Origin of the sequence: Roseitranquillus sediminis, assembly GCF_016918935.1 — a bacterium.
Classification (GTDB): Bacteria; Pseudomonadota; Alphaproteobacteria; order Rhodobacterales; family Rhodobacteraceae; genus Roseitranquillus; species Roseitranquillus sediminis.
In genome coordinates, this window is sequence record NZ_JAFFOB010000005.1 from 101,027 (window position 1) to 124,281 (window position 23,255).

Below are 23,255 nucleotides of genomic sequence, written 5' to 3' on the forward strand. Positions count from 1 at the left end.
TATCCTCGCCGGCATGAGCATCTTCACCACCCGCCGCGCCGTCCTCGCCGGCCTCGCCGCCTCTGCCGCAATGCCGCTCGCGGCGCAGGCGAGCTTCACCGCCGCCTTCGACCGGGCGCGCGCCCTCGACCAGCTCCGCGCACTCGTCATCGCACAGGACGGCGAGGTCGTGGCCGCCGAGGCGGTGCGGGGCCCGTCGCTCGAGACCCCGGTCAACGTCAAGTCGGTGTCCAAGTCGGTCGTCTCGGCCCTCACCGGCATCGCCATCGCGCGGGGCGAACTGCTGGGCGTCGAGGCTACGCTGGACGATGTGGCGCCGAACCTCGTCCCGCAGGGCGCCGAGGACGGCGTCGGGGACATCACGATCGAGAACCTGCTCACCATGCGCGCGGGCCTTGAGCGGACATCGGGTGGCAATTACGGCGCGTGGGTACAGAGCGGCAACTGGGTCACCGACGCCCTCTCGCGCCCCTTCGTCGCCGAGCCGGGCGGCCAGATGCTCTACTCGACCGGCAGCACGCACGTGCTCGGCGCGGTCCTTGCCGAGGTTTCGGGGCAGAGCCTGCTGGAGCTCGCGCGACGCCGCATCGGCGATCCGCTCGACATCGAGATCCCGCCATGGACCCGCGATCCGCAAGGCCGCTATATGGGCGGCAACAACATGGCCCTGTCGCCGCTCGGCATGATCCGTTTCGGCGAGGCCTGGCGCACCGATCTCGGCGTGGTGCCGCGCGACTGGGTCGAGGCGGCGTGGTCGCCGCACACCCGCTCGCGCTTTTCGGGCGACGGCTACGGCTACGGCTGGTTCCTGTCGGAATTCACCGGGCGCGACGCCGTCTATGCCCGCGGGTATGGCGGGCAGATGATCTGGGTAATCCCCTCGCTGCGGCTGACCGTCGCCGTCACGTCGGACCCCGACCGCCCCGCCCGCTCCCGCGGCTATGCGGGCGACCTGCACCGGCTGGTGGCCGAGACGGTCGTGCGCGAGGTCAGGCGCGCCGGCTGAGCTTCAGGCCGCGGCGGACTCGGCCTGGCTCGGGGTCATCAGGCCTACCGTCGCGCCCGTCGGGTCCGTGACGATGGCGATCCGGCCGACGCCCGACACGTCAAACGGCTCGCGGACGATTCTGCCGCCGTTCGCGCGCGTCCGCTCCACCGCGACGTCGACATCGTCCACGGCAAGATATGTGAACCAGTGCGGCGGCAGGGTTCCCATCCCGTCCACGTTGGTGATGTCCATGATCCCCACCACCGGCCGGCCGCCGGACTTGCCGAGGACGTAGGTACCACCCTCCATCGGCATCTCCTCGAACTCCCAGCCGCAGACCTCGTGGTAGTAGTCCTTGGCCATGGCCGGATCCCGAGTCATCAGCTCCGACCACCACACCACGCCGTGCTGTTCGGACATCGCCTCACCCTCCGATGTTGTCCTTGCGTCAGACTAGCACGAATCGGATCGTCTTTCCCCCCGCGCAGCGTCGTGCCACTGTGCCGCCGCACGAGGGAGACGGGACGGTGTCCAGGATCTGCATTTTCGATGCCTACGGCACGCTGTTCGACGTTGGTTCCGCCGCGCGCCGTGCGGCCGCGGAACCGGGGCGCGAGGCGCTGGCCGAGCGCTGGCAAGCGCTGGCCGAGGCGTGGCGCCAGAAGCAGCTCCAGTATACTTGGCTGCGCGCGATCACGGGCGAGCACGCGGATTTCTGGCAGGTGACGCAGGACGCGCTTGACTGGGCGCTGGAGGCGGCGGGGCTGGAGAACGAGGGACTTCGCCCGCACCTCCTCGACCTCTACCGCGAGCTCGATGCGTTTCCCGAGGTGCCCGCGACGCTGGGGGCCCTGAAGGATGTCGGCTGCACCTGCGCGATCCTGTCGAACGGCGCCCCCGGCATGCTGGCCGACGCGGTCGCCTCGGCCGGCATCGGCGGCTGGCTCGATGACGTGTTGTTGATTGAGTCGGTCGGCGTCTTCAAGCCGGATGCCCGCGTCTACGACATGGTCGGCCAGCGGTTCGACTGCCGGCGCGAGGACGTGCTCTTCGTGTCGTCCAACGGCTGGGACGCAGCCGGGGCTGCGAGCTACGGCTTCGTAACCGTCTGGGCCAACCGGCGGGGCGAGCCTGTTGACCGCCTCCCCGGCCGGCCGCAGCATGTCGTGCCGGACCTCGCCCGCCTTCCCGATCTGCTGGAGACAGTCTGATGCCCCGCTTCACCTCTTCCGACGGAGTCGGCCTGCACTACACGGACGCGGGCGAGGGCCTGCCGGTGATCTGTCTTGCGGGGCTGACGCGTAACGGGATGGACTTCGACTATCTCGCGCCGCATCTGCCCGACGTGCGACTCATCCGGCTCGACTATCGCGGGCGAGGCCGGTCCGACTGGGCGGACCCCGCAACCTACACCATCTTCATCGAGGCGCGCGACGTGCTCGAGCTCATGGACCATCTCGGTCTCGAGAGCGCGGCGATCATCGGCACCTCGCGCGGCGGCCTCATCGCCATGGGACTCGCCGCCTACGCCAGGTCCAGGCTGTGCGGCGTCTGCCTCAACGACGTTGGGCCGGTCGTGGCGCCCGCGGGGCTTGAGGTCATCAAGGGCTACGTCGGGCGGAACCCGACGCAGAAGACCCACGCCGAGGCCGCCGCCATGCGCGCGGCCCTGATGTCGGGCTTCGCGGGTGTGCCGGAGGAGCGTTGGGCGGAGGAGGTGCGCAAGCACTACGTCGAGACGCCCGAGGGTCTCACGATCAACTACGACCCGCGCCTGCGCGAGGCGGTGGTCGGCGACGACACCGACGTGGCGCCTGAGATGTGGCCCATGTTTGACGCGCTGCAGGGGCTGCCGCTCGCCCTGATCCGCGGCGCCAACAGCGACGTTCTCGCTCCGGAGACGGCGGAGCGGATGCGGGCGGAGCGGCCTGACATGATCTATGCCGAGGTGCCCGACCGCGGCCACATACCGTTCCTTGACGAGCCAGAGGCGCTGGACGCCATCCGGCGCTGGCTGGGCATGATGCGATGACGGCCTCGGGCGAACGGCACAGCGACAGGAGACAGATCGAATGGACGTGATGGACCGGCCGCCGGTTACGGAGGAGACGATCGGCGCAGCCGCGGGCCGGCTTGACGGGCGGGCGCGGCGGACGCCGCTGCTGACCTCGCCGTTCCTCGACGAGATCGCGGGACGGCGGGTGCTGGTGAAGGCGGAGTGCCTGCAGCACACCGGCAGCTTCAAGTTCCGCGGCGGCTACTCCGCCCTCTCCGCCTTGCCGGAGGCGGCGCGGGTGCGGGGCGTCATCGCCTACTCCTCCGGAAATCACGCACAGGGCGTCGCGCTCGCCGCGCGGATGCATGGCGTCCCTGCGGTGATCGTGATGCCGTCGGATGCCCCTGCCCTCAAGATCGCCAATACGCGAGCCCTCGGGGCCGAGGTCATCACCTACGACCGCGCGGGCGAGAGCCGCGAGGAGATCGGCGAGGCGCTGGCCGGCGAGCGCGGACTGACGCTGATCCGCCCCTACGACGAGCCGCAGGTCATCGCCGGCCAGGGCACCGCGGGGCTAGAGATCGCCGCACAGGTCGCCGAGGCGGGTGTCGGACAGGCGGACGTGCTGGTGCCCTGCGGCGGCGGCGGCCTCACGTCGGGCATCGCACTGGCGCTCGAGGCCCGGGCCACCGGCTTGCGTGCGCGGCCGGTCGAGCCGGAGGGTTTCGACGATACGACGCGTTCGCTCGCCGAGGGACGGATCGTCACCAACGACAGGACGTCGGGCTCGATCTGCGACGCGATCGTGACGCCGGCCCCTGGGCGGATCACCTTCCCGATCATGGCGCGCCTCTGCGGGCCGGGCCTGGTGGTGAGCGAGGACGACTGCCTGCGCGCGATGGCGGTCGCCTTCCTGCGGCTGAAGATCGTGGTCGAACCCGGCGGGGCTGTCGCACTCGCCGCCGCGCTCTTCCATCCGGACGCGGTGCAGGGCGACGCCGTCGTCGCCGTCGCCTCGGGCGGCAACGTCGATCCGGCCCTCTTCCGCGAGGCGCTCGAGCGCCACGGCTGAGAGAGCGGCCTTGACGCGACGGCCCCGATCGGCGCTGTTTCGGGAATGACCTCGGATGCCGCAGAGCGCGCCGCCGGCCCCAGGCACCACGGCGCCGATCGCCGAGAAGCCTTGTGGCGCATCAGAGTTGGCCGCCGGCGCGGCATCGGAACCGCGCATGCCAAGGGTTCGCGCATGCGCCAGTATGATCTGGAGCTGCCTTCCTGATGAAGATCGCCGAACTCGACGACATCCGCCTGCACTACCGCGACGAGGGCGACGCGGAGGGGGCACCGATCGTCTTCGCCAATTCGCTCGGCACGGACCTCCGCCTCTGGGACGAGGTGGTGCCGCGCCTGCCTCGCGGCCTCAGGATCGTGCGCTACGACATGCGTGGCCACGGCCTCTCGGACTGCCCGCCCGGCAGCTACACGATGGACCAGCTCGTGGGCGACGCGGCCGCGCTCATGGATCATCTCGGGCTGCGCGAGGCGCTGTTCGTCGGCCTCTCGATCGGAGGGATGATCGCGCAGGGCCTGGCGGCGCAGCGGCCCGACCTGGTGCGAGCGATGGTGCTGTCGAACACCGCCGCCAAGATCGGCACGCCCGACATCTGGGCCGACCGGATCGAGGCGGTGCGCGCAGGCGGGATCGAGGCGCTGGCGGACGCGGTGATGGAGCGCTGGTTCTCCGCCGCCTTCCGCGAGACGGAGGCGCTGACCGCGTGGCGGCACATGCTGGTGCGCCAGCCGGCAGAGGGCTACGCCGGCTGCGCGGCCGCCATCGCCGGCACGGACCTGATGGAGCAGACGAGCGGCCTGCGCCTGCCGACGCTGGGGATCGCGGGGTCCGAAGACGGCTCCACCCCGCCGGACCTCGTCCGCGAGACGGTCGAGCTGGTGCCGGTGTCGAAGTTCCACCTGATCCGCAAGGCCGGCCACCTGCCCTGCGTCGAGCAGCCGGCCGAATACGCCGACGTCCTGACCGGCTTTCTGGAAGAAGTCGGACATGTCTGACGGCGGGCGCTTCCCTGCGGATGAACTCGGGGGCGGCACGGCGGAGCGAGCGCACCATGCCTGACGAGACGGGCACCCGGATCACGCGCGGCTACACCGGCTATCCGGAGACGCACGCCGCCATGGGCTCGCTCTACCAGAGGGACTTCGGGCAGCACCCGCTGCCCTACTCGCCCGGCTACAAGACCACGGTCGCGCGCAGCCCGTCTCTGCCGCTCCTGTCGATGCCCTCGACGATTACCGAGGAGACGGGGCCGGTCTTCGGCCACGAGATGCTGGCCGATCTCGACAACGACCTGACCTGCAACTTCACCGGCAGGCCCGCGATCGGCGAGCGCATCATCGTGCATGGCCGGGTGACGGACCAGGAGCGCCGCCCGCAGCGCGGCGTCCTCATCGAGGTCTGGCAGGCCAACGCCGGCGGCCGCTACCGCCACAGGAAGGATGGCTACCTCGCCCCGCTCGACCCCGACTTCGGCGGCTGCGGGCGCTGCATCACCGACGACGAGGGCCGCTACGAGTTCCACACGATCAAGCCCGGCGCCTATCCCTGGCCCAACGGCACGAACGACTGGCGCCCGGCGCACATACACTTCTCGATCTTCGGCACCGGCTTCGGTCAGCGCCTGATCACCCAGATGTACTTCGAGGGCGACCCGCTGATCCCGCGCTGTCCGATCATCGCCACTATTCCGGACCCGAAGGTGGCGGAACGGCTCGTCGCGCCGCTCGACATGGCGATGGCGATGCCGATGGACAGCTTGGCCTACAGGTTCGACATCGTGCTGCGCGGACGGCGCCAGACCACGTTCGAGAACCGGATGGAGGGGCTCTGATGGTCCAGAAGCTCGAAACCTTCCACGAAACCCCGAGCCAGACGGCGGGTCCCTACGTCCACATCGGCTGCACGCCGAACTTCATCGGCGTCGAGGGCATCTATTCGGCGGATCTCGGCGCCGCCGACCCGTTCCCCGATGCGGGCGACACGATCACCCTCGTCGGGCGCGTCATCGACGGCACCGGCACGCCGCTCCGCGACTGCATGGTCGAGTTCTGGCAGGCCGACGGCGGGGGGCGCTACCGGCCCGGCCAAGGCTTCGCCCGCCGCCCGGCCGACGCCGAGACGGGGGAATGGCGCCTCGTCACCGTCAAGCCGGGCCGGGTGCCCTTCTCGGACAAGGTCATGCAGGCGCCGCACATCGCCGTCTGGATCGCGGCCCGCGGGATCAATCTGGGGCTCCACACGCGCATCTATTTCGAGGACGAGGACAACGACGGCGATCCGCTCCTCGGCCGGATCGAACTGCGGCATCGCGTGCCGACACTGGTTGCAAGACGCGACGGCGGCGTCTACCGCCACGACATCGTCCTCAAGGGCGAAGGCGAGACGGTCTTTCTGGATATCTGATGGCAAGTTTCCTGCTGATCCACGGCGCATGGCACGGGGCATGGTGTTGGCGCGACGTCCTGCCGCTGCTGCGCGAGGCCGGTCACACGGCGCGGGCGATCGACCTGCCATCGCACGGCAATGATCGGACCCCGCCCGAGGACGTCACCCTCGCCACCTATGCGGAGGCGATCCGCGCGGCCATCGACGAGCCGACGATCCTGCTCGGCCACTCGATGGGCGGCTATCCGATCACGGCGGCGGCCGAACGTTCTCCGGCCGACATCGAACATCTGGTCTATCTCTGCGCCTATGCACCGCTCTCGGGCCTATCGCTGGCCGAGATGCGCAAGCGGGCGGCGCGGCAGCCGCTGGTCGAGGCGATGATCCGGTCCGACGACGGCAAGACCGTCAGCCTCGACCCGACCCGCGCCGAGGCGCTGCTCTATCACGACTGCCCGCCCGGCACGATCGAGTACGCGCTGCCTCGCATGACATCGCAGCCGATCGAGCCGCAGGAGACGCCGCTCGACGTGACGGAGACCTCCGCGGCCGTCCCGGCGAGCTACATCCTCTGCGAGGACGACCGCGCCATCCCGCCGGAGTACCAGGCCGAGATGGCCGAGCGCTGCGACGAGGTCTATCGCCTGCCCTGCGGCCACTCGCCGTTCTTCGCGATGCCCCAGCGCCTTGCCGACACCCTCATCAGGATCACCGAGAAGTCATGACCAAGCCCTGCATCATCTGCGTCGCGATCACCGGCTCCGTCCCGACGAAGGAAAGCAATCCCGCCCTTCCCGTCACGGTCGAGGAGCAGATCGAGTCGGTCCACGAATCCTTCGAGGCGGGCGCGACCATAGCGCACTGTCATGTGCGCGACGACGAGGGAAAGCCTACCAGCGATCCGGAGCGCTTCGCGCGCCTCAAGGAGGGGATCGAGACCCACTGCCCGGGAATGATCATCCAGTTCTCGACCGGCGGCCGCTCGGGCGCGGGGCGCGAGCGCGGCGGGATGCTGCAGCTTCGCCCCGACATGGCCTCGCTCGCGGTCGGGTCCAACAACTTTCCGACAAGGGTCTACGAGAACCCGCCCAACCTGATCGACTGGCTCGCCGCAGAGATGATCGCGCACGACGTGAAGCCCGAGATCGAGGCCTTCGACCTCTCCCACATCGTGCAGGCGACGCGGATGCAGGCGGACGGGCGGCTCAAGGGACCGCTCTACGTCCAGTTCGTGATGGGCGTGAAGAACGCGATGCCGGCGGACAAGTCGATCTTCGACTTCTACATCGAGACGCTGAAGCGCCTCGCCCCCGACGCGGCGTGGTGCGCGGCGGGCATCGGCGCATCCCAGCTCGTCCTCAACGAGTGGTGCGTCGAGGCGGGCGGCCACGCCCGCACCGGGTTCGAGGACAACGTTCGGCTGGACCGCGAGACGCTGGCGCCGTCGAACGCCGCGCTGGTGCGCCGCGCCGTCGACGTCTGCGAAAAGCACGGCCGGCCGGTGGCAGACTGGCGCCAGGCGCGCGAGATCCTCGGTTTGCGCCAGCCGGCCGCCTGATGCCGGCGAGCCCCGCCGACAGCGCGATCTACCGCGAGCTGATGGGCGATGCGGAGGTCGCGCGGCTCCTCTCCGACACCGCCGAGGTGCGGGCGATGCTGCTGGTCGAGGGGGCGCTGGCCCGCGCGCAGGGGGCGCTGGGCCTGATCCCCGAGACCGCCGCCCGCGCGATCCACCGCGCCAGCATGGAGCTGCAGATCGATCCGGGAGGCCTCGCCGCAGGTGCCGGGCAAAGCGGCGTCCCGGTGCCTGCGCTCGTAAACGCCTTTCGCAGCGCGATGCAGGCGCCCGACCATGCGCAGTTCCTCCACTGGGGCGCGACTTCGCAGGACATCGTGGACACCGGCCTTGCGCTGCGCCTGCGGCAGATCCTGCTGATCCTCGAGGCGCGGCTGCGCGATCTCGCGCGGACGCTGGGCGATCTGGCCGAGCGCCATGCCGAGACGCCGATGCCCGGCCGGACCTACGGCCAGCTTGCGACGCCTACCGCGTTCGGCGCGGTCGTGGCGGGATGGGGGGCGCCTCACCTGCGCCACCTCGAGCGACTGGCTGAGCTGCGCCCGCGCGTCCTCAGGGTCAGCCTCGCCGGCGCGGCGGGCACCCTCTCGGCGATGGGGGAGGACGGGCCTCGCGTGCGGGCCGCGCTGGCCGAGGCACTCGATCTCGCCGATCCTGGCGCGTCGTGGCATGCCGAGCGGGACGGCCCGGCGGAGCTTGCGGCATGGCTGACGCTGGTGACGGGCAGCCTCGGCAAGATGGGCGCAGATCTCGTGCTGCTCACGCAGTCGGAGGTCGCCGAGGTGCGGCTCGGCGCGGCCGGCGGCTCGTCGACGATGCCGCAGAAGGCGAACCCCGTCCTGCCATCGCTCCTCGTGGCGCTCGCCCGGCAGGTTGCGACGCTCGATGGCGCGATGCAGGAGGCAATGGTGCACACGCATCAGCGCGACGGGGCGGCGTGGTTCATCGAGTGGATGAGCCTGCCGCAGATGTGCCTGCTGACCGGCCGGGCCACCGCTGCGGCGCTGGAGGTGGCGCAGGGGCTGGAGGCGGACGAGGCAGCCATGGCGCATCACCTTGAGAAGGGTGGCGGCGCGATCCACGCTGAGGCGCTGAGCTTCGTCCTCGCCCGCCAGATGCCCCGCCAGGAGGCGCAGGGGGCGGTCAAGGCGCTCTGCGCCCAAACGGCGCGGTCGGGGCGTCACCTTCTCGATCTCGCCCGCGAGGCTTACCCGGACTCGGACCTGGACGTCGTGCGGCAGCCGGCGCGGGCACTCGGCACGGCACCTGCCGAGGCACGCCGCTTCGCGGCCGCCGCGCGGGCACTGCCCTCCGGCTGAGGCGTCAGGCGCTCATCGTCGCCTGCACGGCCGACTTCCAGGCGGCGTAGCGTGCGTCCCGCAGCGCCTCGTCCATCTGCGGCTCGAACCGCCGCTCCAGTCGCCAGCTCTCGGCGAAGCCCTCCTGCCCCGGATAAAGGCCCGCGCGCATCCCCGCCAGCCACGCCGCGCCCAGCGCCGTCGTCTCGCGCACCTCGGGCCGGTCGACCGGCGCACCGATGATGTCGGCGAGGTGCTGGAGCGTCCAGTCCGAGGCGGTCATCCCGCCGTCCACCCGCAAGACGTCGCCCGCATCGCCCATCTCCGATGGCCAGTCGGCGCGCATCGCCTCGAGCAGGTCGCGCGTCTGGTAGCCCACGCTCTGCAATGCTGCGCGGGCGAACTCGGCGGGGCCAGAACTGCGCGTCAGGCCGAAGATCGCGCCCCGGCACTCCGGCCGCCAGTATGGCGCGCCGAGGCCGACGAAGGCCGGGACCAAGATCACGTTCTGGCCCTCGTCGGCGGCTTCGGCCAGGGCCTGCGTCTCGCCCGCCTCGCGGATGATCTTCAGCCCGTCGCGCAGCCACTGGACCACCGCGCCGGCGATGAAAATCGACCCCTCGAGCGCGTAGGTGACCTTGCCGTCGAATTGATAGGCGATGGTACCCAGCAGGCGGTTCTGGCTTTCGACCAGCCGCTCGCCGGTGTTGAGGAGCGCGAAGCAGCCGGTGCCATAGGTCGACTTGAACATGCCGGGGCGGAAGCACGCCTGCCCCATCGTCGCCGCCTGCTGGTCGCCCGCCACGCCGAGGATCGGGATCTCGCGCCCGAAGAGGTCCGGCCGCGTGGTGCCAAACTCGGCGGCGCAGTCCCTGACCTCGGGCAGCATGGAAAGCGGAACGCCGAGCAACTCACAAACCTCGCGGCTCCAGCGCCCCTCGCGGATGTTGTACATGAGCGTCCGGCAGGCGTTGGTCGCGTCCGTGACGTGGCTGCGGCCGCCTGTCAGCTTCCAGATGAGCCAGGTGTCGACCGTGCCGAAGAGAAGCTCGCCGCGCTCCGCCCGCTGGCGCGCGCCCTCGACGTTGTCGAGGATCCACTTGACCTTGGTGCCGGAGAAATAGGGGTCGAGGATCAGGCCCGTCTTCCGCGTCACCAGCGGCTCGTGCCCCGCCTCGCGCAGGTCGCTGCAGATGTCGGCAGTGCGCCGGTCCTGCCAGACGATGGCGTTGTGGACCGGTTCGCCTGTTTCGCGGTCCCATACAACCACCGTCTCGCGCTGGTTGGTGATGCCGATCGCGGCGATGTCGTGGGGCCGGATGCCGGCCTTTTCAATGACTTGACGGCAGGTGCCGGCGGTCGTGGTCCAGAGGTCGCGCGGATCATGCTCTACCCACCCGCTGGCGGGATAATGCTGCGCGAACTCCTCCTGCGCGACCGCCGTCAGTTTCATCGTCTCGTCAAACAGGATGGCGCGGCTCGACGTCGTGCCTTGGTCGATGGCGAGAATATACGTCATGCGGCTCTCCCCGGCTAGTTGCGGGGAGAGCCTATCCGCAAGCCGTCCTCAAGGGGAAGGCCGGCCCGACCGCCTCAGCGGCGCCTGAACCTCTGAAAGAGCTTCCAGATCGCCGCGTACTTCAAGAGCTTGCGCATCGCACCCTCCTTCGCTTCTCACAAGGCAACGCTTTCCGCGCCCGAAAGTTCGGAAGGCTCTTCGGCGAGGTCAAGGTCCGCCCAGACCGGCAGGTGATCGGAGGCAACGCGCGCGTCGATGCCGCGCTCGACGCCCGCCTCGATCAGCCGGACGCCCGGGCCGAGGGCGAAGCGGTCGAGGCAGGCGACCGGGCGCGCCGCGTGAAAGCTGCGGCCGGGACTGACCACCTCGAAGCTTGGCGGCAGGCCCTCGATCCCGCGACTTCCCGACCATTCGTTGAAGTCGCCCAGAATGACGGTCCGCTCCTGCGCCGCCTCGTCGAATTCCTCCATGATCTGGGCGAACTGCAGCCTGCGGCAACCGCGCCGCAGGCCCAGATGGACGCCCACCACCGTCAGTACACCGCGCGGGGTGCCGATGCGGGCGAACACTGCGCCGCGCGGCTCGATGCCGGGCAGCTCGATGTGGCCGACGTCCCTCACGTCGAGGTTCTTGCGCACGAGCAGCGCGTTGCCGTGCCACCCAAGGCTGACGGGACTGCGGGAGACGGGCACCACCTCGAGGTCCGTCTCCCGCGCGATCAACTCGCGCTCGAGCGCGGCCGGACGCGGTCCGAGGCGCTTGTCGACCTCCTGCAGGGCCACCACGTCGGCGCCCAGCGCGGCGATGACCTTGACCGAGCGGTTCGGATCGCGCCGCCAGTCGAGACCGACGGCCTTGCGGATGTTGTAGCTGGCCAGCCTCAGCGTCACGCCGCCTCTCCTCTTGCGCACGAGGAGAAAAATGCCGCACCCCGCCGGCTCGTTCCACCCGAACTATAGCAGCGGCGCCAGCAGACGGGCCGCTGGCGCGCCGATGCGCAGCCAGAGCGCCTGCTGGTGCAGGCCCTTGTCGAGCCGCACCGACTTCTCGAAATCTGCCGCGAGCATCGCCTCGACCTCGGCGGCGGCGCGGCGATCCTCTATGATGACGGTCTGCTCGAAATTGAGCAGCCCCGAGCGGATGTCGAGGTTAATCGTGCCCACCGACGTCACGTCGTTGTCGACCAGCACGACCTTCTGGTGCATGAACCCTGCCTGATAGCGCCAGATCTCGCCGCCCGAGGTCGCGATCTCGTCGAAATAGGCGTAGGCCGCAAGCCAGGGGAGGTAGTGGTCCGCGATGTCGGGGACGAGGATTCGAACCTCGACCCCGCGAAGCGCGGCGAGCTTCAGCGCCGAGAGCACGTCGAAGTCCGGCACGAAATAGGGCGTGGCGATCCAGAGCCGCTTTTTCGCGAGAGCTGCCATCGCGCCGAAGTAGAGGTTACCGGTCTCGAGCACGTCGGTGGGCGCGGGCGACATCACCAGCCCCCGCATGTCGGCCGGATGATCCGGTGCGTCCCAGACGAGACGATCGCCGATCCGCTCACCCGAGGACCAGAACCAGTCGGCCACGAAGTCGCCCTGCAACTGGGACACGCTCGGCCCGCTGACCTGCACGTGGGTGTCGCGCCAGTCGCCAAGCTTGCGGTCCCGTCCAAGGTGCTCGACGCCGATGTTGAGCCCGCCGGTGAAGGCGATCACGCCGTCGCGCAGCACCAGCTTCCGGTGGTTCCGGTAGTTGAGCTGTAGCCGCCCGAGAAGCCGCTTCGGACCCTGCATCGGATTGAGGTGAACGCCGCCCTCACGCAGCTCGTTCAGGAAGCGCCGCGGCAGCCCGAGGCCGACGATCGAGTTGTGGAGCAGGTAGACCTCGATGCCGTCGCGCGCCTTGGCGATGAGCGCGTCCTTCAGGCGCTGACCGATCTCGTCGTTGCGGATGATGTAGAACTGGACGAGCAGGTAGTCCTGCGCTGCGTCTATGGCGCCGAAGATGGCATCGTAGGTCTCCCGCCCGTCGATCAGGAGCTCGACGTGGTTGCCCTGTCGCGCCGAGGTCTGCGATAGGCGCTCGAACACCGCGAGCCGTCCTTGGCTCGCCGCGTCGGCTTTATCCTTGCGACCGGCGGATGCCTCGGAGACGCGCCGCTCGCGGACGTAGCGCACGTGGTCGACGTTGCCGAACACGAAGTAGACCGGGATCGCGAGCACGGGCAACGCGAAGATGAACACCACCCAGCCGACCGCGCCCTGCGGTGTGCGCGCGGTGCGAATTGCGCGAAGCGCCACCAGAGCCGAGGCGATGGCCAGCAGAAGCGTCGCCGCCGATACCGAAAAACCCCACATCCGTCCGGCCTCCTGCACGCGCCGCCTGACTTCCACGCTCCATGGGTGACTGCAACCCAGGCCCGCGCTAGCGCCGGATCTTGAAGCCTTCTGGCCACGGATCAGGCTCAGCCCGCTCGACCTGCACCGCTGACACCGACGCGAGCGGCGGGCCCCGGCGCAGCGTCGCGATCATCCGGTCGACCTGCCCGGCCTCGCCGGCAATGAGGGCCGCGACCGAACCGTCGGCCTCGTTCCTCACCCAGCCCGAAAGCCCGGCCTCCTCCGCCTCCTGGCGGACCCACGCGCGGAACGAAACGCCCTGCACCCGCCCCTCGACCCGTGCCCTCACTGCCTTCGAGGATGGTTCCATCTGAGCCTCCGTCTGCGCGACCTCGGGGATCAGCGAGCGGATCGGCGGCGGGTTCCGCGCGCCCCAGCGGTTACGCGACAACGCGCCGCAACCGCAACAGGCCGGCAGGGGTTCCTGTCGTCGCACCTTGCGTTATCTAGAGTGCGCTGAATGCCGATCGGAGGCAGGCGTGTTCGATGCAAGTGTAGAGGCCGAAGCCGGAGCCGAGAGGCCGGTCAAGCAGGCGATGTTGCGCGGCTGGCATCGCCGATGCCCCCAATGCGGGACAGGTCCCATGCTGAAGGGCTACCTCAAGGTGCGCGACGACTGTCCGGTCTGCGGCGAGCCGCTGCACCACCACCGGGCAGACGACGGGCCTGCATACCTCACGATTCTGATCGTGGGGCACCTTATGGCGCCGGTCATCCTCTGGGCCTTCACCACTTTCCGGCCCGATCCAATGGTGCTCGCGACTGTCTTCACAATCGGATGCGTGGCGCTCTCGCTCTACCTGCTGCCGCGGCTCAAGGGGCTCATGGTTGGGCTGCAGTGGGCCAAGCGGATGCACGGCTTCGGCTCCGCTTGAACCGGGCCGTTGCCGTCCGCGACGCCGCCACCGTCATCCTGCTACGCGATCCCGAGGGCGACCCCAAGGTGCTGATGGGCAAGCGCGGCGCCAGAGCCGCGTTCATGCCCGACAAGTATGTCTTTCCCGGCGGTGCCGTCGATTCCGTCGACGCGCTCGTTCCCCTCGCCGAGCCGGTGGCGCCGGTCTGCGCCGCACGCCTTGAGGAGGCGTCCCGAGCGCCCGCGGCCGCCACGCTGGCCGCCGCCGCAATCCGCGAGCTCTGGGAGGAGACGGGACAGATCCTCGGCGTGCGCGGCCGGTGGCCCTCGTCAGCCCCGCGCGGCTGGGAAGGCTTCGCCGCCACCGGGCACGTGCCGTCGCCCGCAGGCCTCGGCTTCGTGTTGCGCGCCGTAACCCCGGCCGGGCGGCCGCGGCGTTTCGACGCCCGCTTCTTCCTTGCGGACGCGCGCCGCCTGGCGACGGATCCCGATGACTTTTCGCTCGGCGCGGACGAGCTGAGCGATCTCGCGTGGATCCCCTTGTCGCAGGTGCGGGGGTTCGACCTGCCCTTCATCACGCAGGTCGCGCTGGCCGAGGTCATGCAGCGCCTGCCGGACCTCTCGCCGCCGCCGCGGGTGCCGTTCTTCCGCAACGATGACGAGGAGAACCTGATCGCCGTGCTCGGCGGGGAGAGCCCGCTGCCCGCCTGATCGCCGCGGTCAGTACGGCATCGGATGGGCGCGGTGGACCGCCTCGAGATCCTCGCGCAGGCGCTCCGTCATCTCCACCTCACGGGACGTCAGCGCGATCTCGAGCTGGTCGGGCGTCGTGGCTCCGACGATCGGGATCGTCGGCACCGGCCGTGACCGCACCCACGCCAGCGCCATCTGGCAGGGGTCGAGTCCGTGCCGCTCGGCCACGTCGAGGTAGGCCGCAACGGCGGAGAAGGCGCGGTCGGTCCGGCGACCACCGAGATCCGGCGTTCGGGACATCCGGCTGCCCTGCGGCACTCTGCCGCCCTGATATTTGCCCGAGAGAAGACCAGCAGCGAGCGGCGAGTAGGCGAGCAGCGTGATGTTCTCGTTATGGCATGTTTCGGCGAGATCGGTGTCGAAGTGCCGGCAGAGCAGGGAGTATTCGTTCTGCGTCGACACCGGGCGCGGCCCGCCCGTGCGCTCGGCCGAGGCGATCCACTGCATCAGGCCCCACGACGTCTCGTTGGAAAGGCCGAAGGCGCGTACCTTCCCGGTCTCGACGAGGGCACGCATCGTCTCGCTGACCTCGTCGATGTTCTGGATGACGGCGGCGCCTTCCTGTCCCGTCGGATCGTAGCTCCAGTTCCTGCGGAAATGGTACGAGCCGCGGTTCGGCCAGTGGATCTGGTAGAGGTCGATCACGTCGGTCCGGAGGCGCGCGAGCGAAGCGTCGACCGCCTCGCGCACCGCGGCCGCGTCGACGGCTTGTCCCGGCCGCACCGTCTGGCCGCGGCCGGTGATCTTGGTCGCGATGACCACATCGTCGCGCCGCCCGCGGCGCTTCAGCCAGCTTCCGATGATCCGCTCGGTGTCGCCGACGGTCTCGGCCTTGACCGGGTTCGTCGGGTACATCTCGGCGGTGTCGATGAAGTTCACGCCGACCTCGATCGCGCGGTCGAGCTGGGCGTGTCCCTCGGCCTCGGTGTTCTGGCTGCCCCAGGTCATCGAGCCGAGGCAGATCTCCGACACCTCGATGCAGGTGCGGCCGAGCCGGGTCTTTCTCATGCGGTGCGTCCTTTCGTTCTCGGGCCGCACCCTCGTTTGGCGGTGGCCGATTGTCCATGCGCGGACTTGAGAACGTTTGCGGAACATCTATCCTGTCGCTCATGAGTCGCCACGTCGCCCCGCACCTGCTGACGGCGCGCCCGCACCGCGCGGTGCCGGGGCCGCGGTTCCTAGGCGACCTGGCGCTGGCCCCCGCGCGGGTGCACGAGCTCTGCGGGACGGCGCGCCGCACCCTGGCGCTGATCGTCGCGCGCGCGATGCAGGGGCCGGTGTTCTGGATCGCCCCGAGCTGGAACCCAGACCGCCTGCACGGCGACGGGGTGCGGTCCTGGATCGACCCTGCCCGTCTGACCTTCGTCACCCCCCGCAGGGCTGAGGACCTGCTGTGGAGCATGGAGGAGGTGCTGCGTGCCGGCCTCGTGCCTCTGGTGGTGGCCGACCTGCCCGGCCCGCCGGCGCTGACACCGGTGCGACGGCTGCACCTGGCCGCCGAGACCGGCGCGGCGGAGGGCAAGCTGGCGCCCCTCGGCCTGATCCTGACGCCCGAGGGCGCGGCGCCGGGGGTCGAGAGCCGCTGGTCGCTCGCCCCCCGGCACGAAGGCGAAGCGCAGGCCTGGCGCCTCGACCGCCTGCGCGCCCGCAGCGACCCGCCCCGCGACTGGCGCGTGACCGGCGGCGTGCGGCTCGCCCTCTCCGACTGAGATCACGGACTGACCGACATCAAGGCGCGCCCGCTCGCCCGCGCCCACGGTGCAGTCAGAAAATCCGGAGGACATCATGACCGAACGTTTCCAAGGCAAGACCGCCATCGTCACCGGCGGCGGCTCGGGCATCGGCGCCGCGATCGTGCGCGAACTCGCTGCCGGCGGCGCCCGCGTCATCGTGGCCGACATCAGCGAGGAGGACGCCCGCCGCATCGCCGACGAGATCAGCGGCGACGCGATCGCCACCGACGTGTCGGACCCGCAGGCGGTCTAGAGGATGGTCGAGTTCGCCATCGAGCAGGGCGGCGGACTGCACCTGATGGTCAACAACGCCGGCATCGGCGGCCCGCAGCAGCCAACCGGGGAGTACCCGGTCGACGACTGGCGTCGGGTCATCGACATCAACCTCTCGGGCGTCTTCTACGGGATGCGCTTCGGGCTGCCCGCGATGGAGCGGTCGGGCGGCGGCGCCATCGTCAACATGGCCTCGATCCTGGGCTCGGTCGGCATCCAGGGCAGCCCGGCCTACGTCGCCGCCAAGCACGGCGTCGTCGGCATGACCAAGTCGACGGCGCTGGAGTACGCCCAGCGCGGCATCCGCATCAATTCGGTCGGGCCTGCCTTCATCGACACGCCGCTCCTCGACGACATCGACCCCGACATGAAGGCGGAGCTGAACGGAATGCATCCCGTGGGCCGGCTCGGCACGTCCGAGGAGGTATCGGCGCTGACCTGCTTCCTGCTGTCGGACGCGGCATCCTTCATCACCGGCAGCTATCACCTCGTCGACGGCGGCTACACGGCGCGCTGACGGGCTGGCGCTCGGGGCGACAGGCGGGTATGGCGCGGCGGACGACGAAAGGCGACGCATGGCCCGCATCCTCATCACCTCCGCCCTGCCCTACATCAACGGGATCAAGCACCTCGGCAACTTGGTGGGCAGCCAGCTTCCGGCCGACCTCTACGCCCGCTACATGCGCGCGCGCGGCCATGAGGTGCTGTTCCTCTGCGCCACCGACGAACACGGCACACCGGCCGAACTCGCCGCCGCGAAGACCGGCGAGCCGGTGGCGGATTACTGCGCCCGCCTGCATGCGGAGCAGAGCCGTCTGGCCGAGGGCTTCCGCCTGTCGTTCGACAAGTACGGTCGCTCGTCCTCTCCGCAGAACCACGCGCTGACGCAGCACTTCGCGGGCCGGCTCTGGGAGGCGGGCCTGATCGAGGAGCGGACCGAGAGCCAGGTCTATTCCAACGCCGACGGCCGTTTCCTGCCAGACCGCTACATCGAGGGCACCTGCCCTAACTGCGGCTACGAACGCGCGCGGGGCGACCAATGCGAGAACTGCACCAAGCAGCTCGACCCGACCGACCTGATCGACCCGCGCAGCGCGATCAGCGGCTCGACCGACCTCGAGGTGCGCGAGACCAAGCACCTCTACCTTCTCCAATCCAAGATGCGCGGCGCCCTGAACGACTGGATAGATGGCACGACGGACTGGCCGATCCTGACAACCTCCATCGCCCGCAAGTGGTTGAACGACGGCGAGGGGCTGCAGGACCGCGGCATCACCCGCGATCTGTCATGGGGCGTACCCGTCCGGCGCGGGACCGAGCCTTGGCCGGGAATGGAAGGCAAGGTTTTCTACGTCTGGTTCGACGCGCCGATCGAGTACATCGCCTGCGCCGCCGAATGGGCCGAGGAGCAGGGCCTGCCCGACGCGGCGTGGGAGCGCTGGTGGCGGACGGAGCGCGGCGCCGATGACGTGCGCTACGTGCAGTTCATGGGAAAGGACAACGTGCCGTTCCACACGCTGAGCTTTCCGGTGACGATCCTCGGCTCGGGCGAGGACTGGAAGCTCGTCGACTACATCAAGGCGTTCAACTACCTCAACTACGACGGGGGCCAGTTTTCCACGAGCCAGGGCCGCGGTGTCTTCATGGACCAGGCGCTCGAGATCCTGCCGGCCGACTACTGGCGCTGGTGGCTGCTCTCCCACGCACCCGAGACTGGCGACAGCGAATTCACCTGGGAGAACTTCCAGAGCTCGGTGAACAAGGACCTTGCCGACGTGCTCGGCAACTTCGTCAGCCGCGTGACCAAGTTCTGCCGCTCGAAGTTCGGCGAAGCGGTGCCGGAAGGGGAGTACGGCGCCGCCGAGGAGGCGCTGATCGAGGATCTCGCGCGCCGTCTCGCCGCCTATCAGGGACATCTGGAAGCGATCGAGGTGCGCAAGGCCGCGGCGGAGTTGCGCGCGATCTGGGTTGCGGGAAACGAGTACCTCCAGGCCGCCGCGCCCTGGGCCGCCTTCAAGGAGGACCCGGCGCGGGCTGCCGCGACGATCCGCCTGTCACTCAACCTGATCCGCTTCTACGCGCTGATCTCGCGGCCCTTCGTGCCGGACGCAGCCGATATCATGCTGCGCGCCCTGCGCGCGCCGGACGCGGAGTGGCCGGAGGATGTGTCGGCCGCGCTGCGGGCGCTGCCGGCGGGACACGCCTTTGACGTGCCCGACGTGCTCTTCCGCAAGATCGCGGACGACGAGCGCGCGGAATGGCAGCAGCGCTTTTCAGGCGATCGCTAGACCTTCGGCGGCGCGTTCAGGCGACGTCGGCCAGTCGCACCTCCGAGACCAGACGTTCGGCGGTCGGCCCGTCGCACAACTCCGTCGCCGGCGTCATGACTGCCGCGGCCGCCGCCGCGGTGCCGGCAGTCACTGCCTGGCGAAACGTCTGGCCCCGGGCCAGCGCAAGGGTGAGAGCGCCCATCAGACTGTCTCCGGCGCCGACCGCGCTCACCGTCTCGACCAAGGGCGGCCGGCAGAAGAAGGCGTCGTCCGCCGTGACGCCCGCCGTGCCCCTGGCGCCCAGCGCCATGACGAGGTGGTCGGCCACGCCGGACCGCACCAGCTCCTGCCCGAAAAGCACGAGCTCCCGCTCCGAGGGAAAGACGCGACCGCTCAGTTCCTCCGCCTCCTCGCCATCCATGCGCAGGACGTGATAGGGGCCGCCCTCCAGAACGCGCGCCGCGGCGAGCAATGCGGGGCCCGACGTGTCGAGCAGGAGGCACGCGCCCCGCTCCCGCGACAGCGCCTTGATCCGGCCCTGGACAGCGGTCGGCAGGCCGGGCGGCAGGCTGCCCGAGAGGACGACGAGCATCTCGGGCTCGATCCGCGTCGACAGCGCCGCCAGCAAGGCGTCGACGTCCGCAGGCCCCCACTCCGGGCCGGCGAGGACGAAGCGGTACTGATCCGATGTGTCCCGCGCCGTCACGGCGAACGACTGCCGGGTCAGCCCGGCAATGCGGAAGTCCGCCACGTCGACTCGCTCGGCGCGCAGAAGCTCGGCCACGAGGTCACCCGTGGCCCCGGCCAGCGCCACGAAGGCCGTCGCATCACCGCCGAGTCGCCCGATGGCGCGCGCCACGTTGATGCCGCCGCCGCCGGGATCGAGCCGCTGATCGAGGCAGCGCACCTTGCGGTTCGGCACGACACTCATCGCCTCGGCCGAGACGTCAAGCGCTGGGTTCATCGTGAGCGTCAGTATCCTGCGCATGATCCTCCGAGGCGACAGCGTGGCATGGCCGAGACATAATCGTGCCCAGGGCAGATGCCAGCGGTGACCGGAGGCCGCGCTACAAGCTCACGTCGGGGCAGTCGAGCGGTGCATCTCGCCCACGGGATCGTTCGGCCCGCATTCCTCGCCGGAGACGGGATAACGGTTTGGCGCGGCGCAAGCGGCGAGTGTCAGGGCGAGGGCGAGGGCGAGGATCAGGTAGGCTTGCTTTGGCATGGGTCGCTCCCTCATGTGTCGATCGGATGGATCAAGCTCCCTCCGCCTCGGCCACGTGGCGCTTCACGGCGACGAAGCTGTCGGGCGTGACGGAGATCGAGTCTATGCCGGCCTCGACCAGCAGCCGCGCGAAGGCCGGGTCGTTCGACGGCGCCTGTCCGCAGAGACCGACCTTGGCGCCCGCCTCGTGGGCGCGGGCGATCAGCGTCTCGATCATCCAGAGTACCGCCGGATCGGCCTCGCGGAAGAGGTCGGCGAGGCGGTCGCTGTCGCGGTCGACGCCGAGGGTGAGCTGCGTGAGATCGTTGGAGCCGATCGAAAAGCCGTCGAAGCGCTCGGCGAACTCGGACGCGCGGATCACGTTCGAAGGCACCTCGCCCATGACGTAGACCTCCAGCCCGTCGCGCCCGCGCTCGAGCCCGTTCTCGCGCATGACCTCCAGCACGCGGTCGGCCTCTTCCGGCGTGCGGCAGAATGGAATCATCACCACCACGTTGTCGAAGCCCATCTCCTGCCTGAGCTTTCGAATTGCCCGGCATTCAAGCGCGAAACCCTCGCGATAGGCGTCGGAATAGTAGCGCGAGGCGCCGCGGAACCCGATCATCGGGTTTTCCTCAGCCGGCTCGAAGGCGTGGCCGCCCAGCAGCTCGGCGTACTCGCTGGTCTTGAAGTCGCTCATCCGCACGATGACCGGCTTGGGGTAGAACACTGCGGCGATCCGGCTGAGGCCGCGAGCGAGCTGGTCGACGAAGTACTGCGGCTTGTCATCCCAGCCGCGGGTCAGCTCGGCGATCCGCTCCTTGGCCTCCTGGTCTTCGAGCGTATCGAAGTTCACCAGCGCCATCGGGTGGACCTGCACCGAGCTGTTGACCACGAACTCCATCCGCGCGAGGCCCACGCCCTCGGCCGGCAACCGCCACCAGCGAAAGGCGGCAGACGGGTTCGCGAGGTTCAGCATGATCCGCGTCCGGGTCTCGGGGATGTCGTCGAGGCGCAGCTCCTCGACCTCGTAGTCGGCGGTCCCCTCGTGCACGACGCCCTCGTCGCCGCCGGTGCAGTCGACGGTAATCTCCTGCTCATCGTGCAACAGGTGCGTGGCGTTTCCGGTGCCGACGATCGCCGGGACGCCCAGTTCGCGGCTGACGATGGCGGCGTGGCTGGTGCGCCCGCCGTGGTCGGTGACGATGGCGGCGGCGCGCTTCATGATCGGCACCCAGTCAGGGTCGGTGGTGCCGGTGACGAGAATCGCGCCGTCGACGAAGCGGTCGATCTCGCTCGCGTGCTCGATCAGGCAGACGCGCCCGGCAGCGACCGCGTCCCCGACGCTGAGGCCCTTGACCAGCGTCCTGCCGGCGGACTTGACGGTGTAGGTCTTGAGCGCCCCCGCCTCGGCGCGGGATTGCACGGTCTCGGGCCGCGCCTGCACGATGAAGATCTCGCCGGACTCGCCGTCCTTGGCCCATTCCATGTCCATCGGCTGGCCGTAATGGTCCTCGATGGTCGCGGCCATCCGGGCGAGCGCGACGATCTCGTCGTCCTCCAGCACGAAGGCCGCGCGCTCGGCCTTCGAGGTCGGGACGTTCTTCGTCTCGCCGCCGGTTGCGCCAGCATAGACCATCTTCTTCTCCTTGGCGCCGCGCGTCTTCTCGACGATGGGCATTACACCCTCGCGGTCGAGGAAGGGCTTGTAGACTTCGTACTCGTCCGGGCTGACCGCACCCTGCACGACATTCTCGCCCAGCCCCCAGGCGGCGTTGATGAGGACGACCTTGTCAAACCCCGACTCGGTGTCGATCGAGAACATCACGCCCGACCCGGAGATGTCGGAGCGCACCATCCGCTGCACGCCGACCGAGAGCGCCACCTGCTCGTGGTCGAAGCCACGCGCCTCGCGGTAGCTGATCGCCCGGTCGGTGAAGAGCGAAGCGTAGCAGCGCCGGCAGGCCGAGAGCAGCGCCGCCTCACCGCGCACGTTGAGGAACGTCTCCTGCTGGCCCGCGAAACTCGCGTCGGGCAGATCCTCGGCGGTGGCCGAGGAACGCACCGCCACCGGCACGTCGTCCGCGCCCGCGCGACGGCAGAGCTCGCGGTAGCTCTCGAGGATGGCGTCGCGGATGTCCTCGGGCCAGTCGCCGGCGCCGATCGCCTCGCGGATGCGGGTGCCGGCCTGGTGCAGCGCGATCCGCGCCTCGCCCAGCCGCCCGACGGTGTCGCGGATCATGTCGTTGAGATCGTTCGCGCGCAAAAAGGCGCGGAACGCGCCCGCCGTGGTCGCGAAACCCGGCGGCACCTTGATACCCCGCGCCCCGAGCTGTTGCACCATCTCGCCCAGCGAGCTGTTCTTGCCCCCGACGAGAGCCACGTCGCCCCGCGCGAGGTTCTCGAACCAGATCACGTTCTCAGCTTGCGCGGCCATGTTGCCCCCGATCGTCGATTGGCTTCCGGTCCTTATGCCGTCAAGCTGGCCCACGCGATTTGATGCCGGTCAAGGTCGGCGGTTTCCGCTGGACTAGCCTCGGCGCAACTCGAGATAGGGAAGGCGGCATGACCAAAGCGAAACTTGAGGCCCTGCTTGCGCGCGTGGACGAGGCTAGGGAGCTTGACGCAAACCTGCTGCACGAGGCGACCGAAGCGATCCGGGAGGTGTTCCCAGGCGTGCCGGCGGAAGCCACGGCGCCGACCGAGGCGACGGAGGCCGTGCTGCACCTCGTCGACCGGTGCCTGCCCGGCTGGACGATCTCGCTGCAGGGGCAGGCAACCGAGCCGGACGGCCACTGGCAGTGCTTCCTGCGCGAATCGGCCTCGCGCGACGACGACGCGATGATCGGCAGCGGCCGCGCGCCGACAGTGAGCCTCGCGCTGCTCGAGGCGATCCTGAAGCTTGCCTCGCTCAAGGCGCGGTAGCAGGGCCGGTCTCGCCAGCG

Annotated in this window: 25 protein-coding genes and 1 pseudogene; 17 read left to right on the forward strand and 9 right to left on the reverse strand. The window is 69.7% G+C overall.

Annotated elements, in window-relative coordinates:
* Positions 1-13: 13 nt before the first annotated feature.
* Positions 14-1,006 (forward strand): serine hydrolase domain-containing protein, encoded by a 993-nt coding sequence (locus JM664_RS00970; RefSeq protein ID WP_227418030.1) that lies wholly within the window; start codon positions 14-16, stop codon positions 1,004-1,006.
* Positions 1,007-1,009: 3 nt separating this feature from the next.
* On the opposite strand, the gene JM664_RS00975 is transcribed toward JM664_RS00970, so the two are convergent.
* A complete protein-coding gene (locus tag JM664_RS00975; protein WP_227418031.1) occupies positions 1,010-1,408 on the reverse strand; it encodes a VOC family protein in 399 nt (132 codons plus the stop codon).
* Positions 1,409-1,515: 107 nt separating this feature from the next.
* Between JM664_RS00975 and JM664_RS00980 the strand changes: the two genes are divergently transcribed.
* The 10 genes from JM664_RS00980 (at position 1,516) to JM664_RS01025 (ending at position 9,336) form a co-directional block, all read left to right on the forward strand.
* On the forward strand, positions 1,516-2,199 hold the full coding sequence (locus JM664_RS00980; RefSeq protein ID WP_227418032.1) for a haloacid dehalogenase type II: 684 nt from the start codon (positions 1,516-1,518) through the stop codon (positions 2,197-2,199).
* Positions 2,199-3,020 carry an alpha/beta fold hydrolase gene (locus JM664_RS00985; protein WP_227418033.1) on the forward strand — a complete coding sequence of 274 codons (822 nt, stop codon included), beginning with the start codon at positions 2,199-2,201 and terminating at the stop codon, positions 3,018-3,020. The genes JM664_RS00980 and JM664_RS00985 overlap by 1 nt, the downstream gene beginning before the upstream one ends.
* A 40-nt stretch (positions 3,021-3,060) precedes the next feature.
* Positions 3,061-4,056, forward strand: a complete 996-nt coding sequence (locus JM664_RS00990) for a threonine ammonia-lyase (protein ID WP_227418034.1) — start codon at positions 3,061-3,063, stop codon at positions 4,054-4,056.
* Between the two features lie 45 nt (positions 4,057-4,101).
* The gene (locus JM664_RS00995) at positions 4,102-4,263 is read left to right on the forward strand and encodes a hypothetical protein (RefSeq protein ID WP_227418035.1); all 162 of its coding nucleotides are present in this window, start codon (positions 4,102-4,104) and stop codon (positions 4,261-4,263) included.
* Positions 4,263-5,051 carry a 3-oxoadipate enol-lactonase gene (gene pcaD, locus JM664_RS01000; RefSeq protein WP_227418036.1) on the forward strand — a complete coding sequence of 263 codons (789 nt, stop codon included), beginning with the start codon at positions 4,263-4,265 and terminating at the stop codon, positions 5,049-5,051. Before JM664_RS00995 ends, pcaD begins: the two co-directional genes overlap by 1 nt.
* 122 nt (positions 5,052-5,173) lie before the next feature.
* On the forward strand, positions 5,174-5,887 hold the full coding sequence (gene pcaH, locus JM664_RS01005; RefSeq protein ID WP_227418341.1) for a protocatechuate 3,4-dioxygenase subunit beta: 714 nt from the start codon (positions 5,174-5,176) through the stop codon (positions 5,885-5,887).
* Positions 5,887-6,459 (forward strand): protocatechuate 3,4-dioxygenase subunit alpha, encoded by a 573-nt coding sequence (gene pcaG / locus JM664_RS01010; protein WP_227418037.1) that lies wholly within the window; start codon positions 5,887-5,889, stop codon positions 6,457-6,459. The genes pcaH and pcaG overlap by 1 nt, the downstream gene beginning before the upstream one ends.
* Positions 6,459-7,166, forward strand: a complete 708-nt coding sequence (locus JM664_RS01015; RefSeq protein WP_227418038.1) for an alpha/beta fold hydrolase — start codon at positions 6,459-6,461, stop codon at positions 7,164-7,166. The genes pcaG and JM664_RS01015 overlap by 1 nt, the downstream gene beginning before the upstream one ends.
* A complete protein-coding gene (locus JM664_RS01020; protein WP_227418039.1) occupies positions 7,163-7,999 on the forward strand; it encodes a BKACE family enzyme in 837 nt (278 codons plus the stop codon). The genes JM664_RS01015 and JM664_RS01020 overlap by 4 nt, the downstream gene beginning before the upstream one ends.
* Entirely contained in the window at positions 7,999-9,336 is a 1,338-nt protein-coding gene (locus tag JM664_RS01025) for a class-II fumarase/aspartase family protein (protein ID WP_227418040.1), read from the forward strand. The genes JM664_RS01020 and JM664_RS01025 overlap by 1 nt, the downstream gene beginning before the upstream one ends.
* Before the next feature lie 4 nt (positions 9,337-9,340).
* Here the strand turns inward: JM664_RS01025 and glpK are convergent, their stop codons facing one another.
* From glpK to JM664_RS01045, 4 genes are all read right to left on the reverse strand, one after another.
* Complete coding sequence (gene glpK, locus JM664_RS01030; RefSeq protein WP_227418041.1) at positions 9,341-10,834, reverse strand: glycerol kinase GlpK; 1,494 nt, start codon at positions 10,832-10,834, stop codon at positions 9,341-9,343.
* A 155-nt stretch (positions 10,835-10,989) separates the two neighbouring features.
* Complete coding sequence (locus JM664_RS01035; RefSeq protein WP_227418042.1) at positions 10,990-11,724, reverse strand: endonuclease/exonuclease/phosphatase family protein; 735 nt, start codon at positions 11,722-11,724, stop codon at positions 10,990-10,992.
* A 63-nt stretch (positions 11,725-11,787) separates the two neighbouring features.
* On the reverse strand, positions 11,788-13,179 hold the full coding sequence (cls, locus tag JM664_RS01040) for a cardiolipin synthase (protein ID WP_227418043.1): 1,392 nt from the start codon (positions 13,177-13,179) through the stop codon (positions 11,788-11,790).
* Positions 13,180-13,246: 67 nt separating this feature from the next.
* A complete protein-coding gene (locus JM664_RS01045; RefSeq protein ID WP_227418044.1) occupies positions 13,247-13,612 on the reverse strand; it encodes an acylphosphatase in 366 nt (121 codons plus the stop codon).
* Between the two features lie 145 nt (positions 13,613-13,757).
* Here JM664_RS01045 and JM664_RS01050 point away from each other — a divergent pair, with 145 nt between their 5' ends.
* Together JM664_RS01050 and JM664_RS01055 are read left to right on the forward strand one after the other, a co-directional pair.
* Positions 13,758-14,096 (forward strand): DUF983 domain-containing protein, encoded by a 339-nt coding sequence (locus tag JM664_RS01050; protein WP_227418342.1) that lies wholly within the window; start codon positions 13,758-13,760, stop codon positions 14,094-14,096.
* Positions 14,093-14,788, forward strand: a complete 696-nt coding sequence (locus JM664_RS01055) for an NUDIX hydrolase (protein WP_227418045.1) — start codon at positions 14,093-14,095, stop codon at positions 14,786-14,788. Before JM664_RS01050 ends, JM664_RS01055 begins: the two co-directional genes overlap by 4 nt.
* Before the next feature lie 9 nt (positions 14,789-14,797).
* Here JM664_RS01055 and JM664_RS01060 read toward each other — a convergent pair whose 3' ends face one another.
* Positions 14,798-15,838, reverse strand: coding sequence for an aldo/keto reductase (locus tag JM664_RS01060; RefSeq protein WP_227418046.1), 1,041 nt, complete (start codon positions 15,836-15,838; stop codon positions 14,798-14,800).
* Between the two features lie 101 nt (positions 15,839-15,939).
* Between JM664_RS01060 and JM664_RS01065 the strand changes: the two genes are divergently transcribed.
* The 3 genes and pseudogenes from JM664_RS01065 to metG all read left to right on the forward strand — a co-directional run bounded on the left by JM664_RS01065 (position 15,940) and on the right by metG (position 19,124).
* Positions 15,940-16,539 (forward strand): ImuA family protein, encoded by a 600-nt coding sequence (locus JM664_RS01065; protein WP_227418047.1) that lies wholly within the window; start codon positions 15,940-15,942, stop codon positions 16,537-16,539.
* Between the two features lie 76 nt (positions 16,540-16,615).
* Positions 16,616-17,353: pseudogene (locus JM664_RS01070) on the forward strand (SDR family NAD(P)-dependent oxidoreductase).
* Between the two features lie 58 nt (positions 17,354-17,411).
* The gene (gene metG, locus JM664_RS01075) at positions 17,412-19,124 is read left to right on the forward strand and encodes a methionine--tRNA ligase (protein ID WP_227418048.1); all 1,713 of its coding nucleotides are present in this window, start codon (positions 17,412-17,414) and stop codon (positions 19,122-19,124) included.
* 16 nt (positions 19,125-19,140) lie between these two features.
* Here metG and JM664_RS01080 read toward each other — a convergent pair whose 3' ends face one another.
* The 3 genes from JM664_RS01080 to ppsA form a co-directional block, all read right to left on the reverse strand.
* A complete protein-coding gene (locus JM664_RS01080; RefSeq protein WP_227418049.1) occupies positions 19,141-20,094 on the reverse strand; it encodes a 1-phosphofructokinase family hexose kinase in 954 nt (317 codons plus the stop codon).
* A gap of 87 nt (positions 20,095-20,181) precedes the next feature.
* Positions 20,182-20,331 (reverse strand): hypothetical protein, encoded by a 150-nt coding sequence (locus tag JM664_RS01085; protein WP_227418050.1) that lies wholly within the window; start codon positions 20,329-20,331, stop codon positions 20,182-20,184.
* Between the two features lie 31 nt (positions 20,332-20,362).
* Positions 20,363-22,747: a phosphoenolpyruvate synthase gene (ppsA, locus tag JM664_RS01090; RefSeq protein ID WP_227418051.1), complete on the reverse strand. Its 2,385-nt coding sequence runs from the start codon at positions 22,745-22,747 to the stop codon at positions 20,363-20,365.
* A gap of 128 nt (positions 22,748-22,875) precedes the next feature.
* On the opposite strand from ppsA, the gene JM664_RS01095 reads away from it, so the two are divergent.
* Positions 22,876-23,235, forward strand: a complete 360-nt coding sequence (locus JM664_RS01095) for a hypothetical protein (protein WP_227418052.1) — start codon at positions 22,876-22,878, stop codon at positions 23,233-23,235.
* Positions 23,236-23,255: the final 20 nt, after the last annotated feature.

Excerpts from the sequence above, each read along its gene's own strand:
- JM664_RS00970 (WP_227418030.1), top strand. The coding sequence starts at position 14 with ATGAGCATCTTCACCACCCGCCGCGCCGTCCTCGCCGGCCTCGCCGCC.
- JM664_RS00975 (WP_227418031.1), bottom strand. The coding sequence starts at position 1,408 with ATGTCCGAACAGCACGGCGTGGTGTGGTGGTCGGAGCTGATGACTCGG.
- JM664_RS00985 (WP_227418033.1), top strand. The coding sequence starts at position 2,199 with ATGCCCCGCTTCACCTCTTCCGACGGAGTCGGCCTGCACTACACGGAC.
- JM664_RS00990 (WP_227418034.1), top strand. The coding sequence starts at position 3,061 with ATGGACGTGATGGACCGGCCGCCGGTTACGGAGGAGACGATCGGCGCA.
- JM664_RS00995 (WP_227418035.1), top strand. The coding sequence starts at position 4,102 with ATGACCTCGGATGCCGCAGAGCGCGCCGCCGGCCCCAGGCACCACGGC.
- pcaD (WP_227418036.1), top strand. The coding sequence starts at position 4,263 with ATGAAGATCGCCGAACTCGACGACATCCGCCTGCACTACCGCGACGAG.
- pcaH (WP_227418341.1), top strand. The coding sequence starts at position 5,174 with ATGGGCTCGCTCTACCAGAGGGACTTCGGGCAGCACCCGCTGCCCTAC.
- pcaG (WP_227418037.1), top strand. The coding sequence starts at position 5,887 with ATGGTCCAGAAGCTCGAAACCTTCCACGAAACCCCGAGCCAGACGGCG.
- JM664_RS01015 (WP_227418038.1), top strand. The coding sequence starts at position 6,459 with ATGGCAAGTTTCCTGCTGATCCACGGCGCATGGCACGGGGCATGGTGT.
- JM664_RS01020 (WP_227418039.1), top strand. The coding sequence starts at position 7,163 with ATGACCAAGCCCTGCATCATCTGCGTCGCGATCACCGGCTCCGTCCCG.
- JM664_RS01025 (WP_227418040.1), top strand. The coding sequence starts at position 7,999 with ATGCCGGCGAGCCCCGCCGACAGCGCGATCTACCGCGAGCTGATGGGC.
- glpK (WP_227418041.1), bottom strand. The coding sequence starts at position 10,834 with ATGACGTATATTCTCGCCATCGACCAAGGCACGACGTCGAGCCGCGCC.
- cls (WP_227418043.1), bottom strand. The coding sequence starts at position 13,179 with ATGTGGGGTTTTTCGGTATCGGCGGCGACGCTTCTGCTGGCCATCGCC.
- JM664_RS01050 (WP_227418342.1), top strand. The coding sequence starts at position 13,758 with ATGTTGCGCGGCTGGCATCGCCGATGCCCCCAATGCGGGACAGGTCCC.
- JM664_RS01060 (WP_227418046.1), bottom strand. The coding sequence starts at position 15,838 with ATGAGAAAGACCCGGCTCGGCCGCACCTGCATCGAGGTGTCGGAGATC.
- JM664_RS01065 (WP_227418047.1), top strand. The coding sequence starts at position 15,940 with ATGAGTCGCCACGTCGCCCCGCACCTGCTGACGGCGCGCCCGCACCGC.
- metG (WP_227418048.1), top strand. The coding sequence starts at position 17,412 with ATGGCCCGCATCCTCATCACCTCCGCCCTGCCCTACATCAACGGGATC.
- JM664_RS01080 (WP_227418049.1), bottom strand. The coding sequence starts at position 20,094 with ATGCGCAGGATACTGACGCTCACGATGAACCCAGCGCTTGACGTCTCG.
- JM664_RS01085 (WP_227418050.1), bottom strand. The coding sequence starts at position 20,331 with ATGCCAAAGCAAGCCTACCTGATCCTCGCCCTCGCCCTCGCCCTGACA.
- ppsA (WP_227418051.1), bottom strand. The coding sequence starts at position 22,747 with ATGGCCGCGCAAGCTGAGAACGTGATCTGGTTCGAGAACCTCGCGCGG.
- JM664_RS01095 (WP_227418052.1), top strand. The coding sequence starts at position 22,876 with ATGACCAAAGCGAAACTTGAGGCCCTGCTTGCGCGCGTGGACGAGGCT.